The sequence below is a fragment of the Acidovorax sp. genome, assembly GCF_016783915.1.
GTDB lineage: Bacteria > Pseudomonadota > Gammaproteobacteria > Burkholderiales > Burkholderiaceae_C > Acidovorax.
In genome coordinates, this window is record NZ_JADHVT010000124.1 from 1 (window position 1) to 13,884 (window position 13,884).

A 13,884-nucleotide genomic window follows, 5' to 3' on the forward strand; every position below is an offset into this window, starting at 1 on the left:
CTGCCTACGCCCTGTTCAGCGGCTGGGGCGTGCCCGCGCAGCGCACGGTGACCATGCTGGCCATTGTGGGGCTGCTGCAGTGGAGCGGTCGCCGCTGGCCCTGGCCCCAGGTGTGGCTGCTGGCCTGCGGGGCCGTGGTGCTGGTAGACCCTTGGGCGCTGGCACAGGCGGGCTTCTGGTTGAGCTTTGTGGCCGTAGGTGTGTTGTTTGCTACCAATCCAATAGCTGCTGAGGCAGGTGACACTAGCGCTACAAGCCGATTTTATGCATTGGTTCGCGAGCAGTGGGTGGTGACGTTGGCGCTGACGCCCTTGGGCTTGTTGCTGTTTGGCCAGGTGTCGCTGGTGGGCTTTGTCGCCAACCTGGTGGCCATACCCTGGGTCACCCTGGTGGTCACACCGCTGGCGCTGGCGGGCGTGTTGTGGGCCCCGCTGTGGAGTGCGGCGGCCCTCAGCCTGCAGCCGTTCACTGCGTTGCTGCAGTGGCTGGCGCAGTGGCCCTGGGCTGCCGTGTTTTTGCCGGCCGCGCCACTGTGGGCGGGTGTGGCGGCGGTGGCTGGGGGCGCGCTGCTGGCCATGCGCCTGCCCTGGCGCCTGCGTTTGCTAGCGTTGCCCCTGCTGCTGCCGGTGTTTTGGTGGCAGCCCGCGCGGCCGGCCGCAGGGCAGTTTGAGCTGCTGGCCGCCGACATCGGCCAGGGCAATGCCGTGCTGGTGCGCACGGCCACGCACACCCTGCTGTATGACGCGGGGCCGCGCTTCAGCCGCGAGAGCGATGCGGGCCACCGCGTGCTGGTGCCGCTGCTGCGGGCGCTGGGGGAGCAGGTGGATGTGCTCATGCTCAGCCACCGCGATGCCGACCACACAGGCGGTGCAGCGGCCGTGCTGGCCCAGCAGCCGGGCGCCGAACTGACCGGCTCCATCGAAGCCGAGCACGCCCTGCAGCGCTTGCGCCCCAGCACGCCCTGCCTGGCAGGTCAGCGCTGGGAGTGGGATGGCGTGGCTTTTGAGGTGCTGCATCCGCTGCCCGGTGACGACGCCCCAGAGGCGGCCAAGGCCCCGCGTCCCAATGCACTCAGCTGCGTGCTGCGCATCACGGCCGCCGGGCCAGAGGGGGCCTCGGCCTTGCTGGTGGGCGACATCGAGGCGCCACAGGAGCAAGCCTTGCTGGCGCGCAGCGCGCCCCTGCGGGCCGACCTGCTGCTGGTGCCGCACCACGGCAGCAAGACCTCGTCATCAGTGGCCTTTCTGGAGGCCGTTCAGCCGCGCACTGCTTTGGTGCAGGCCGGGTACCGCAACCGGTTTGGTCATCCGGCGCCGGAGGTGTTGCAGCGGTACCGCGCGCGCCATATTGCGGTGGTGGAGTCTTCGCGCTGTGGTGCGGCCCGCTGGTCCTCGTCGCAACCCGCGCAGGTGGCCTGTGAACGCGACACCGGTGAGCGCTATTGGCAGCACCGCATGGTGCCACGGGACGACTGATTCGAGGCTGATGGCGCAGCGCCGCCAGGGGTGTTGCGCGGGGGCGGGCTCACAACTTGCTATCCTGATCGCAGGAGGCCCGTTCATGCAGAAATTTGACGAGATGTACGCCATGCTGCCTTTTGATGGCAGCGATGTGCGGGAACACTACAAGCGCTATGCGCAGTGGTTGAGCAAACAGCCCCCTGACGTGATGCAGGCCCGCAGGGCCGAAGCCGAGATGATCTTCCGGCGCGTGGGCATCACCTTCGCCGTTTATGGCGCCAAGGACGAGGGCGGCGCAGGCAACGAGCGGTTGATTCCGTTCGACCTGATCCCACGGATCATCCCGGCCCACGAGTGGGCCAGCATGCAGCAGGGGCTGGTGCAGCGCGTCACTGCGCTCAACCGCTTCATCCATGACGTGTACCACGGCCAGGACATCATCCGCGCCGGCATCGTGCCCGCCGATCTGATCCTGAACAACGCGCAATACCGGCCCGAGATGGCCGGTGTGCATGTGCCGCAAGACATCTACGCGCACATCGCAGGCATCGACATCGTGCGCGCCCCCGATGCCCAGGGCCATGGTGAGTACTACGTGCTCGAAGACAACCTGCGCGTGCCCAGCGGTGTGAGCTACATGCTCGAAAACCGCAAGATGATGATGCGGCTGTTCCCCGAGCTGTTCAGCCTGCACAAGGTGGCGCCGGTGGCCCACTACCCCGACATGCTGCTCGAAACCCTGCGCGCCAGCGCCCCCGCCACGGCGGATGAGCCCACGGTGGTGGTGCTCACGCCCGGCATGCACAACAGCGCGTACTTCGAGCACGCCTTCCTGGCCCAGCAGATGGGTGTGGAGCTGGTGGAGGGCCAGGACCTGGTGGTCAAGGACAAGTTCGTGTACATGCGCACCACACGCGGCCTGCAGCGGGTGGACGTGATCTATCGCCGCGTGGACGATGACTTCCTCGACCCCCAAGTCTTCCGCCGCAATTCCACCCTGGGCTGCTACGGCCTCATGGAGGCTTACCGCGCAGGCAATGTGGGTATCTGCAACGCTGTGGGTACGGGCGTGGCCGACGACAAATCGGTGTACCCCTACGTGCCCGAGATGATCCGCTTTTATCTGGGCGAGGAACCCATCCTCAAGAACGTGCCCACCTGGATGTGCCGCAAGCAGGACGACCTGCAGCACGTGCTGGCCAACCTCAAGGACCTGGTGGTGAAGGAGGTGCACGGTGCTGGCGGCTACGGCATGCTCATCGGCCCTGCAGCCACGCAGGCCGAGATCGAGGACTTTCGCCGCGCGCTGCTGGCCAACCCGGCGGGCTACATCGCGCAGCCCACGCTCAGCCTGTCGAGCTGTCCCACGTATGTGGAAAGCGGCATCGCTCCCCGCCACATCGACCTGCGCCCCTTTGTGCTCAGCGGTCGCGAGGTGCAGATGGCCGCCGGCGGCCTCACGCGCGTGGCGCTGCAAGAGGGCTCGCTGGTAGTGAATTCGTCGCAGGGCGGCGGCACCAAGGACACCTGGGTGCTGGGCGAGGGTACGCCTTCCGCGCAACCCAAGGCCGTGCAATCCCAGTCGCAATCGCAATCGCAATCGCAATCGCAATCGCAATCGCAATCGCAATCGCAATCGCAATCGCAGTCCCTGGGCCAGGGTCAGTCGCAAAGCCAATCGCAAGGGAGCCTCTGAACATGCTGAGCCGCACCGCTGACCATTTGTTCTGGATGTCCCGCTATACAGAAAGGGCTGAGAACACAGCCCGGATGCTGAATGTCAGCTACGAGACCTCCTTGTTGCCCCAAGCCGCCGATGTGGCGCAAAAAGGCTGGGAGGGCCTGCTGTCCATCAGCGAGCTGATCCCTGCCTACACCGCCAAACATGGTGAAGTCACGCCCGCCAACGTGCTGGAGTTCATGGTGCACGATGGCAACAACCCGTCGTCCATCCTGTCGTGCCTGCGTGCCGCACGCGAGAACGCGCGGGCCGTGCGCGGAGCGCTGACCACCGAGGTGTGGGAGACGCAGAACCAGACCTGGCTGGAGCTGCACCGGCAACTGGAAGGCGGCGCCTTCGAGCGCGACCCAGGCCAGTTCTTTGAATGGGTGAAGTACCGCTCGCACCTCTCGCGCGGCGTGGTGCTGGGCACCATGCTGCAGGACGAGGCGTTTCACTTCTTGCGCATGGGCACCTTCCTGGAGCGCGCGGACAACACCGCGCGTCTGCTGGATGTGAAGTTCCACGCCGTCAAGAACGACTTCTTCGGCCGCCCCAGCGACCGCAACCAGGAGAGCGACTTCTACCACTGGAGCGCCATCCTGCGCAGCGTGTCGGCGTTCGAGGTGTACCGCAAGGTGTACCGCGACGTGATCACGCCCGGGCGCGTGGCCGACCTGCTGATCCTGAGCCGCGACATGCCGCGCTCGCTGCACGCGTGCCTGCGCGAGGTGGTGGACAACCTGGCCGTGCTGGCCAACGGGCAGTCCGCCGAAACCAGCCGCAGGGCTGGGCGCTTGCTGGCGGACCTGCAGTACGGCCGGATCGACGAGATCCTGGCCACGGGCCTGCACGCGTTCCTTACGCAGTTCCTGGACCGGGTCAACGACCTGGGTGGCGGCATCAGCCGCGACTTTTTGGTGACCTCGGGCGACTGAGAGGCACCAAGAAAAGGCCGCGGCGCGGGGGGCGTGGTTCAGAGCGGCCAACAAAACTCAGCGAAGCGGCCCTGGCTAGGCGTTTCGCAGCAGGCAGTACAAGCAGTACGGCAAGGCGCGACAACGACGCCAGGGGGAGTTTTGTTCGTTGCTCTTACTCCTGCGCGTTGCGCCGCTGGTCGCGCAGCATGAAGAGGTAGAGGCTCTCGACCTTCTCGCGCGCCCAGGGGGTCTTGCGCAGGAACTTGAGGCTGGAGCCCACGCTGGGGTCGATCTGGAAGCAGCGGATGGGGATCTGCTGCCCCAGCTCATCCCAGCCAAAATAATCGGCCAGGCCTACCACCATGGCTTCGAGTGTTACTCCGTGCAGGGGGTTGCGCGGCTGGGTGGGCTTGCTGGCTGGTGGCGGTGGCGGTGGTGTCTCTGGGGTACTCATGGCTCCAAGCATACAGACAGAGGGCAACTACGTCGTGTGAGGCCAGCATGAATCTAACCCTTGTCACCGTGGAGCGGCACGGGGGAGTCAGGCTGTGCGCTGCAGGTGTGCCTCGCGCTGAAAAAGTTCGGCCGCCCAGTCCACAAAAGCGCGCACCTTGGCGCTCAGGTGGCGGTTGGGCGGGTACACCACATACACGGGCAGCAGGGGCTGGGTCCAGTCGGGCAGCAGTCGCACCAGGGCGCCGCTATCAAAGTGCCGCTGGGCCTGCCAGCTGGTGATCTGGCCAATGCCCAGGCCCGCCACGATGGACGTGACGTAGGCGTTGCTCTCGTTCACGCTCAGCTGGTAGGGGCCGGTGATATCGATGGACTCATCGCCCCGGCGAAACTCCAGCGGGTAGTGCCGCCCGCTCTGTGGCGAAAAATAGATCACGCTGGCGTGTTTCTCCTCGATCTCCAGCGGGTGCGTTGGGGTTCCCTTGCGCCCCAGGTAGTCGGGCGCAGCGACGGTGACGAACTCCAGGTTGCCGATGCGGCGCGCCACCAGCGACTGGTCGCTCAGCTCGCCCCCCCGGATCACGCAGTCCACGTTGTCCCCGATCAGGTCCACGGTGCGGTCGCTCACGCCCAGGTCCACCTGGATGTCCGGGTAGCGGGCATGAAACTCCGCTAGGTGCGGAATGATGAGCAACTGCGCCACTGACGTGCCCACATCGATGCGCAGCCGCCCGCGAGGGTTGGCGCGCGCGTTGGTCATGCTGGCCTCGATGTCGTCCAGGTCGGTCAGCAGGCGCACCGTGCGGTCGTAGTAGGCCGCGCCATCGGGCGTTACCGTCACGCGGCGTGTGGTGCGGTTGAGCAGCTTCACGCGCAGGCGCTCCTCCAGCGCCTGCACATGCTTGGTCACCGTGGCTTTGGGCAGGTTCAGCGAATCCGCTGCCCGGGTAAACGTGCCGGCCTCCACCACCCGCACGAATATGCGCATGGCCTGAATCTGGTCCATGGCTTCTCCTTGAGTCATCAGCACCCAGATTGGGTGCTGAAGAATTCTCACACGGGCACCACGGTTTGATTGTTGAGCTTTTGGAAACAGTGCGGTGGTGTTTGACCTGTTTATCAGAAAGGCCCAAGCCACTACATTTCATCCATCGTCAACCGACGCTCCACCTACTTACTGGGTACCTGCCATGCAGCCCGACCGCCCGTCTTCGTCATCTTCGCCATCGCAGTCTGCTGCGACGCCCGCCAAGGCGTCCGGGGCGACTTCGTCTGTGTGCGCCGACTCCACCATTGAGGTGGCCCAAGGGCAGGACGTGGCAGTGCGCATGTACGGCCGCAAGAAGACCGGCCAGGCGTCGCCGGTGGTCGTGCACTTCCACGGCGGGGCCTTCATGTCGGGGGACCTGGACAACGGCTGCACGGTGGCCTCGCTGCTGGAGAGTGCCGGGGCCGTGGTGGTGTCGGTCGCCTATCCGCTCACGCCCTTTCCGCAGCCGGTGGACACGGGTTACGGTGTGCTCAAGTGGGTGCACAAGCACCGCACCAAGCTCGGCGGGCAGGGCGCCGCCGTGTACCTTGCGGGCGAAGAGGCCGGTGGCAACCTGGCGGCGGCCGTGGCACTGATGGCGCGTGACCAGTCTCACCCCCCGCTGGCGGGGCAGATCCTGCTGTCGCCCATGCTGGACCCCTGTGTGGGCACCGCGTCGCTGCGCGAGGCCACGGGGGATTCCACGGGATGCAAGTGGACCGAGGGCTGGCGCAACTTTCTGCGCTGCCCGCGTGATGCCGAGCACCCCTATGCGGTGCCTGCCGGTGCGCAGCGCCTGGCGGGGCTGCCACCCACGCTGATCCTGGTGGGCGACACCGACCCCATGCACGACGAGGCGCTGGCCTACGCGGCCCGGCTGGAGGCTGCTGGCCTGCCGGTCACCCGCCACGTGTTTTCCAAGAACCCGCAGTGGCCCGATGCCCTGCTGCAGACCGGCCCGCACGAATGTCCGTGTGCGGCGGGTGCGCAGGAGCAGTTCCGGCAGTTCTTTGCCTCCACGCGAAGTCCGGTGCCGTCCTGACGGCCCCTGACACCCTCTCATACCCCTGACAGCTGCTGACCTCCACCCTGGTGGAGGCAGAAGAACGCGGACTCATCGCGAGCCCCACCCCCTTTTTGCACCTTGATTTCCGGCCCGGCGTGCCGGAGGGATAACGCTTGCCCGGCGTTGTCCTGCCTGCAGGTTCCAGAGGCCGCGCCACCCATTCAAACGACACGGAGGAAAGAACGAACCATGAATACATCCCTTATCCCGTTGGGTTGCGGCCGCTGTCACAGCACGCTGGACCGCAGCGTCTTTTGACGGAGACGAGCAGGCCGCCCCGGTGTTTGTCGCCGGGGTATTGACCTTTCCACTGTGTCATTGCCGAGACTGCATTCCGCCCCTTTTGCATTGACCCCTGCCGAGCACAGCCCACAGGCGCCAGCGCACGGCAGACAAGCTTCACAGCGTGCTCCACAAGGGCACCCCTACTGATCGAAAGTCACCATGAACTTCCCATCCTTCTCCAAGTTCTCCCAGCGCCGCCCCCTGGGTCTGGCCACCCTTGCCACGGCCGTGACGGCCACCGTGGCCGCCGCTGTTCTGGTGTTCCAGGCGCCCGCCGCCCAAGCCGATGGCACCCCTGCTGCGCCCCCGGCCATGCCGGTGTCGGTAGCGGCCGTGCTCCAAAAAGACATCGCCCTGTGGGACGAGTTCTCCGGCCGGCTCGAAGCCGTGCAGCGCGTGGACGTGCGCCCGCGCGTCTCGGGCGCCGTGCAGGCCGTGCACTTCCGCGAAGGCTCGCTGGTCAAGCAGGGCGAGCTGCTCGTGACGGTGGACCCCGCCCCTTACGCCGCCGAAGTGGACCGCGCCGAAGCCCAGGTGGTGGCTGCACAGGCCCGCCTGTCGTACACCCGCAGCGAACTGGAGCGCGCCACGCGCCTGCTCGAAGAAAAAGCCATTGCCCAGCGCGAGCATGACGAGCGCCTGAACGCTCAGCGCGAGGCCGATGCCAACCTGCGCGCCGCCCAGGCCGCTCTGCAGACCGCGAAGCTGAACCTGGGCTACACCCAGGTGCGTGCGCCGGTGGCGGGCCGTGTGGGCCGCATCGAAGTCACCGTGGGCAACCTGGTGGCGGCCGGTGCGGGCGCCCCCGTGCTGACCACGCTGGTGTCGGTGAGTCCCATCTACGCGAGTTTCGACACCGACGAGCAGATCGTGGTGAAGGCGCTCGCCGACCTGCAAAGCGGCCAGCGTGGCAATAGCGCGCGCCAGCTCATCGAGCGCATTCCTGTGCAGATGGGCACCGGCACTGCGGGCAGCACCCCCCATGTGGGCAAATTGCAGCTCATCGACAACCAGGTGGACGCCCGGAGCGGCACCGTGCGCGTGCGCGCCGTGTTCGACAACGAAGACGGCTCGCTCATCCCCGGCCAGTTCGCCCGCATCCGCATGGGCCAGGCCCGCAACACGCAAGCGCTGCTCATCAACGAGCGTGCCGTGGGCACCGACCAGAACAAGAAGTTCGTGATGGTGGTGGGCGAGGGCAACAAGGCCGAGTACCGCGAGGTCACCCTGGGCGCGCCGATTGACGGCCTGCGCGTGGTCACGTCGGGTCTGAAGGCGGGCGAGAACATCGTCGTCAACGGCCTGCAGCGCGTGCGCCCCGGCGCCGTGGTGGCGCCACAGCCGGTCCCCATGGCCGCCAAGGCCGAGCTGGCCACTGACCCCAAGCAAGCCAAGAACGCAGCCAAGTCGCCAGCGGCCTGAGCCAGAGCGACCGAAGGAATTTTGCATCCATGAACCTGTCCCGTTTTTTCATCGACCGCCCCATCTTTGCAGGGGTGCTGTCGGTGCTCATCTTCCTCGGGGGGCTGATCGCATTGCGCGGTCTGCCCATCTCCGAATACCCTGAAGTCGCGCCGCCCTCCGTGGTGGTGCGCGCACAGTACCCGGGCGCGAACCCCAAGGTGATCGCCGAGACCGTGGCCACGCCGCTTGAGGAGTCCATCAACGGCGTGGAAGGCATGCTCTACATGGGCAGCCAGGCCACCACCGACGGCGTGATGACGCTGACCGTGACCTTTGCCCTCGGCACTGACCCCGACAAGGCCCAGCAGCTCGTGCAAAACCGCGTCTCGCAGGCCGAGCCGCGCCTGCCCGAGGAAGTGCGCCGCCTGGGCGTCACCACCGTCAAGAGCGCGCCCGACCTGACCATGGTGGTCCACCTGGTCTCGCCCAACAACCGCTACGACATCGACTACCTGCGCAACTACGCGGTGCTCAATGTGAAGGACCGCCTCGCCCGCATCGGCGGCGTGGGCCAGGTGCAGATCTTCGGCGGCGGCGACTACTCCATGCGTGTGTGGCTCGACCCGCAAAAGGTCGCGCAGCGCGGCCTGTCGGCCAGCGACGTGGTGACCGCCATCCGCGGTCAGAACGTGCAGGCGGCCGCCGGCGTGGTGGGCGCATCGCCCGGCCTGCCCGGCGTGGACCTGCAACTGTCCATCAACGCCCAGGGCCGCCTGCAGACCGAAGAAGAGTTCGGCGACATCATCGTCAAGACCGGTGCGGACGGTGCGGTGACGCGCCTGCGCGACATCGCCCGCCTGGAGCTGGGCGCGGCCGACTACTCGCTGCGTTCGCTGCTCAACAACGACCCGGCCGTGGGCATGGGCGTGTTCCAGGCGCCGGGCTCCAACGCGCTCGACATCTCGGCCAACGTGCGCGCCACCATGGACGAGATCCAGAAGAACATGCCCGAAGGTGTGGAGTACCGCATTGCGTACGACCCCACGCAGTTTGTGCGTGCCTCGATCAAGTCCGTGATCCACACGCTGCTCGAAGCCATCGCCCTCGTGGTGCTGGTGGTGATCCTGTTCCTGCAGACCTGGCGCGCGTCCATCATCCCGCTGCTGGCTGTGCCGGTGTCGGTGGTGGGTACGTTTGCGGTGCTGCACCTGCTGGGCTTTTCGATCAATGCCCTGAGCCTGTTCGGCCTGGTGCTGGCCATCGGCATCGTGGTGGACGACGCCATCGTGGTGGTGGAGAACGTGGAGCGCAACATCGAGGCGGGATTGACCCCGCGCGAGGCCACCTACCGCGCCATGCGTGAAGTGTCCGGCCCCATCATCGCGATTGCGCTGGTGCTGGTGGCAGTGTTCGTGCCGCTGGCCTTCATCAGTGGCCTCACCGGCCAGTTCTACAAGCAGTTCGCGGTGACCATCGCGATCTCCACGGTGATCTCGGCGATCAACTCGCTGACCCTGTCGCCCGCCCTGTCAGCACTGCTGCTCAAGGGCCACAACGAGCCCAAGGACGCGCTCACGCGTGGCATGGACAAGGTGTTTGGTGGCCTGTTCCGGGGCTTCAACCGTCTGTTCCATCGCGGCTCCGAGGCCTACAGCGGCGGCGTCAAGCGCGTCATCGGCCGCAAGGCACTGATGTTCGTGATCTACCTCGCGCTGGTGGGAGCAACCATGGGCCTGTTCAAGATCGTGCCCGGCGGCTTTGTGCCCGCGCAAGACAAGCAGTACCTGATCGGCTTTGCCCAGTTGCCTGACGGCGCCACGCTGGACCGCACCGAGAACGTGATCCGTCGCATGGGCGAAATCATGAAGGAGAACCCGAATGTCGAGGACGCCATCGCCTTCCCAGGCCTGTCGATCAACGGCTTCACCAACAGCTCCAACGCCGGCATCGTGTTCGCCACGCTCAAGCCCTTTGCCGAGCGCACCCGCGCCGACCAGAGCGGCGGCGCGGTGGCCGGGCAGCTGAACCAGGCGTTTGGCAGCATCCAGGACGCGTTCATCGCCATGTTCCCGCCGCCCCCCGTGGCGGGCCTGGGCACCACGGGAGGCTTCAAACTGCAGATCGAAGATCGTGCCTCGCTGGGCTACGAAGCCATGGACAACGCCGTGAAGGCCTTTATGGCCAAGGCCTACCAGACGCCGGAGCTAGCGGGGCTGTTCACCAGCTGGCAGGTCAACGTGCCGCAGCTGTACGCCAACATCGACCGCACCAAGGCGCGTCAGCTCGGTGTGCCGGTGACGGACATCTTCGACACGCTGCAGATCTACCTGGGCAGCCTCTATGCCAACGACTTCAACCAGTTTGGCCGCACCTACAGCGTGCGCGTGCAGGCCGATGCGGCCTACCGGGCGCGGGCTGAAGATGTGGGCCTGCTCAAGGTGCGGTCTGCCACCGGTGAGATGGTGCCGCTGTCTGCACTGATGAAGATGGAGCCCAGCTTTGGCCCCGAGCGCGCCATGCGCTACAACGGCTACCTCGCTGCTGATGTGAACGGCGGGCCCGCGCCCGGTTATTCATCGGGCCAGGCGCAGGCGGCCATCGAGCGCATTGCCAAGGAGACGCTGCCCCAGGGCATCACGTTCGAGTGGACCGAGCTGACCTACCAAGAGATATTGGCCGGCAACTCCGCCGTGCTGGTGTTCCCGCTGGCCATCCTGCTGGTGTTCCTGGTGCTGGCCGCGCAGTACGAAAGCCTGACGCTGCCCATCGCCATCATCCTGATCGTGCCCATGGGCATCCTGGCCGCGATGACGGGCGTGTGGCTCACCAAGGGCGACAACAACGTGTTCACGCAGATCGGGCTCATCGTGCTGGTGGGGCTGTCGGCCAAGAACGCGATCCTGATTGTGGAGTTTGCGCGCGAGCTGGAGTTTGCCGGGCGCACGCCCGTCCAGGCCGCCATCGAAGCCAGCCGCCTGCGCTTGCGTCCCATCCTGATGACCTCGCTGGCCTTCGTGATGGGTGTGCTGCCCCTGGTGCTGTCCACGGGTGCAGGCGCCGAAATGCGCAGCGCCATGGGCGTGGCGGTGTTTGCCGGGATGATCGGGGTGACGGCCTTCGGCCTGTTCCTCACGCCCGTGTTCTACGTGCTGCTGCGCAAGCTGGCTGGCAACCGCCCGCTGGTGGAGCACGGCGCGCATGTGGCGCTCATCTCGCAGACGCCGCACGGGGGTGGCATGGGCCAGCCGGTGCTGGCTGCGCCCCGCAAGGAGCACGAATGATGCTCACGACCACAACCGCCTTTGTGGCCCTGAATGCTCGCTCCACGATGTCCACGCTGCCGGTTGCAGAGGGAGCATCGGCTGGGGCAGGAGACCAACCATGACCGATCTGCTATTGAAGAAGAACTCCACCGACAGTGCCCTTGCCGTGCGCAAACGCAGCCTGCTGGCGCCCCTGGCCGCCGCCCTGGTGCTGGCCGGTTGCATGACCCAGCCCGTGGCCCCCGCGCCGCATGCGGGCGTGCCCGTGCCCACCAGTTTCACGGCAGGTGGCGACGCGCTGCCCGCCGCCCCCTGGACGGTGGCTGCCCCCGCCGAGGCACAGCCACGCGGCGAATGGTGGCTGGGCTTTCAAGACCCGGTGCTGGCCGACCTGGTGCAGCGCGCGGGCCAGGCCAACACCAGCATCCAGCAGGCCGCCGCACGCCTGGCCGAGGCCCGCACGCTGCTGCGCTCTGCCGATGCTGCGCGCTCGGTGCAAGTGGGCGCCTCGGCGGGCGTTGCACGTCAGGCCGGTGTCAACAGCACGGGCAGCGTGGTGCCATCCACGCTGGGCACGGCGGGGCTCAACGCCTCGTACGAGCTGGACCTGTTTGGCCGTCTCTCGCAAACCAGCGACGCCGCGCGGCTGGACGCCGACGCGCGCGAAGCCCTGCTGCAGAGCACGCGCCTCATGGTGCAGGCCGACGTGGCGCAAACCTATCTGCAGCTGCGCGCCGTGCAGGCCGAGCAGGTGCTGGTACAAGAGAGCTTGTCTGCCTACGAAGGCACGCTGCGCCTGACGCAGCGCCGCCTGCAGGCGGGCGATGTGGCTGAGCTGGACGTAGCCCGTGTGCAGACCGAGGTGGCCGCCACCGAATCCGAAGCCCTGGCGTTGCAGCGCCAGCAGGCCTTGCTGACCAACGCGCTGGCCGTGCTGGCGGGCGAGGTGGCCAGCGGCTTCGTGCTGCCGCCCGCGACGGGCGATGCCGCGTTGCCGGTGATCCCGCCTGGCGTGCCTGGCACGGTGCTGGCGCGTCGTCCTGATGTGTCGGCCGCACAAACTGCCGTGCTGGCCGCGCAAGCCCGCGTGGGCGTGGCGCAGAAGGCCTGGTTCCCGGCCGTCACGCTCACCGGCAATGCGGGGCATGCGTCGCCCGAGCTGGGTGACCTGTTCAAGTGGTCGGCCCGTGCATGGGGCGTGAGTGCGCTGCTGTCGCTGCCGATCTTTGACGGCGGCCAGCGCGATGCGCAGATCGAGGGGGCGAAGGCGCGCCTGGAGGCTGCGCTCGCCGATCACCGGGGGCAGGTGCTGAATGCGTTTCGTGACGTGGAGGATCAGCTGACCTCGCTGCGCCTGCTCTCCGGCCAGGCCGAGGCGCAGGGACGTGCGGTGACGGCTGCGCGGCGGGCCACGCAGTTGTCGGATGCGCGGTATCGCAATGGCTTGGTGAGTCAGCTGGAGTTGCTGGACGCGCGGCGTAGCGAGTTGCGCAATCGGCGGCAGGAACTGCAGGTGCGGACGGCGCAGTCTGTGGCGACGGTGGGGTTGATTCGGGCGCTCGGGGGCGGGTGGGGGGATCAGCCTGTGGTGAAGGTGGCGGCTGTGTCGCAGTAGTTTTTGAGCGGTTTGGGCTGCTTGCGCTAGTGGAAATTGCCTGGGTAGCTATTCTTTTTGTAGTGTGCTGCTTGCTTGTTTCTCTTTTGAACTGCGTGTGCCTACGCTGCGGTGCGTTGATTTGACCGCGTGCCTGGCTTGAGGGCGGAGGCCGGGAGTCGCCCGGCGTGCGAGTAACTTTCTTTTGCTTCGCCAAAAGAAAGTCACCAAAGAAAAGGCGCCCCCCAGTCTGCGACCCCTTCGCGTTGCGAAGGGGCAAACCTGCGTCGGTGCGGTTGCGGGGTGCGCCGTGGAACTCACTGCGCTGCGTTGCAGCTTCGTTCAGACAGCCACGGCGAGTCTGAGCACGAAGCACGCGCGCTGCGACGCGCGTGCCACCCCCCAACCGCCCCGCCGCAGGCGTAGCCAGCAGGGGGTGGGACAGCCGAACATCCAAACAGCCGGACATCCACTCGGGCCATTGCTGCGCTCGGCCGCGCCTACGCAGCGCGTGGCGCTTGCGCCCGCGAGAGAGGCCGAGCGAAGCAAAGGCCCGTGTGGATGTTCTGCTCCCCTTGCCCCTGTGGATGCGCCGAGGAGCGCAGGGTTTGGCGGATCAGGGCTCGCGTGTGTCTGAGCGACGCGCAGCGGCGCGAGTTGAGCGAGACCCCGCCAAACCCGAGCACCGC

At 66.8% G+C, this 13,884-nt stretch carries 9 protein-coding genes; 7 read left to right on the forward strand and 2 right to left on the reverse strand.

The window, feature by feature from the left end; genetic code table 11:
• The 3 genes from ISS20_RS18625 to ISS20_RS18635 form a co-directional block, all read left to right on the forward strand.
• Positions 1-1,475, forward strand: a 1,475-nt coding sequence (locus ISS20_RS18625) for a DNA internalization-related competence protein ComEC/Rec2 (protein WP_291438403.1), incomplete at its 5' end; no start/stop codon positions are given.
• 85 nt (positions 1,476-1,560) lie between these two features.
• Positions 1,561-3,156, forward strand: coding sequence for a circularly permuted type 2 ATP-grasp protein (locus ISS20_RS18630; protein ID WP_291438405.1), 1,596 nt, complete (start codon positions 1,561-1,563; stop codon positions 3,154-3,156).
• Between the two features lie 2 nt (positions 3,157-3,158).
• Positions 3,159-4,118 carry an alpha-E domain-containing protein gene (locus ISS20_RS18635; protein WP_055400923.1) on the forward strand — a complete coding sequence of 320 codons (960 nt, stop codon included), beginning with the start codon at positions 3,159-3,161 and terminating at the stop codon, positions 4,116-4,118.
• Between the two features lie 154 nt (positions 4,119-4,272).
• Here the strand turns inward: ISS20_RS18635 and ISS20_RS18640 are convergent, their stop codons facing one another.
• Positions 4,273-4,554, reverse strand: a complete 282-nt coding sequence (locus ISS20_RS18640) for a VF530 family protein (protein WP_291438409.1) — start codon at positions 4,552-4,554, stop codon at positions 4,273-4,275.
• An 87-nt stretch (positions 4,555-4,641) separates the two neighbouring features.
• Entirely contained in the window at positions 4,642-5,559 is a 918-nt protein-coding gene (locus ISS20_RS18645; protein WP_291438411.1) for a LysR family transcriptional regulator, read from the reverse strand.
• A gap of 184 nt (positions 5,560-5,743) precedes the next feature.
• Here ISS20_RS18645 and ISS20_RS18650 point away from each other — a divergent pair, with 184 nt between their 5' ends.
• From ISS20_RS18650 to ISS20_RS18665, 4 genes are all read left to right on the forward strand, one after another.
• The gene (locus tag ISS20_RS18650) at positions 5,744-6,625 is read left to right on the forward strand and encodes an alpha/beta hydrolase (RefSeq protein WP_291438414.1); all 882 of its coding nucleotides are present in this window, start codon (positions 5,744-5,746) and stop codon (positions 6,623-6,625) included.
• A 468-nt stretch (positions 6,626-7,093) separates the two neighbouring features.
• Positions 7,094-8,356, forward strand: a complete 1,263-nt coding sequence (locus ISS20_RS18655) for an efflux RND transporter periplasmic adaptor subunit (RefSeq protein WP_291438416.1) — start codon at positions 7,094-7,096, stop codon at positions 8,354-8,356.
• 29 nt (positions 8,357-8,385) lie between these two features.
• A complete protein-coding gene (locus ISS20_RS18660; RefSeq protein ID WP_291438418.1) occupies positions 8,386-11,619 on the forward strand; it encodes an efflux RND transporter permease subunit in 3,234 nt (1,077 codons plus the stop codon).
• A 100-nt stretch (positions 11,620-11,719) separates the two neighbouring features.
• Positions 11,720-13,216, forward strand: coding sequence for an efflux transporter outer membrane subunit (locus tag ISS20_RS18665; protein ID WP_291438420.1), 1,497 nt, complete (start codon positions 11,720-11,722; stop codon positions 13,214-13,216).
• The last annotated feature ends 668 nt before the right edge of the window (positions 13,217-13,884 follow it).

What these genes read in the sequence shown, in the direction of transcription:
- ISS20_RS18630 (WP_291438405.1), top strand. Translation starts at nt 1,561, where the DNA reads ATGCAGAAATTTGACGAGATGTACGCCATGCTGCCTTTTGATGGCAGC.
- ISS20_RS18635 (WP_055400923.1), top strand. Translation starts at nt 3,159, where the DNA reads ATGCTGAGCCGCACCGCTGACCATTTGTTCTGGATGTCCCGCTATACA.
- ISS20_RS18640 (WP_291438409.1), bottom strand. Translation starts at nt 4,554, where the DNA reads ATGAGTACCCCAGAGACACCACCGCCACCGCCACCAGCCAGCAAGCCC.
- ISS20_RS18645 (WP_291438411.1), bottom strand. Translation starts at nt 5,559, where the DNA reads ATGGACCAGATTCAGGCCATGCGCATATTCGTGCGGGTGGTGGAGGCC.
- ISS20_RS18650 (WP_291438414.1), top strand. Translation starts at nt 5,744, where the DNA reads ATGCAGCCCGACCGCCCGTCTTCGTCATCTTCGCCATCGCAGTCTGCT.
- ISS20_RS18655 (WP_291438416.1), top strand. Translation starts at nt 7,094, where the DNA reads ATGAACTTCCCATCCTTCTCCAAGTTCTCCCAGCGCCGCCCCCTGGGT.
- ISS20_RS18660 (WP_291438418.1), top strand. Translation starts at nt 8,386, where the DNA reads ATGAACCTGTCCCGTTTTTTCATCGACCGCCCCATCTTTGCAGGGGTG.
- ISS20_RS18665 (WP_291438420.1), top strand. Translation starts at nt 11,720, where the DNA reads ATGACCGATCTGCTATTGAAGAAGAACTCCACCGACAGTGCCCTTGCC.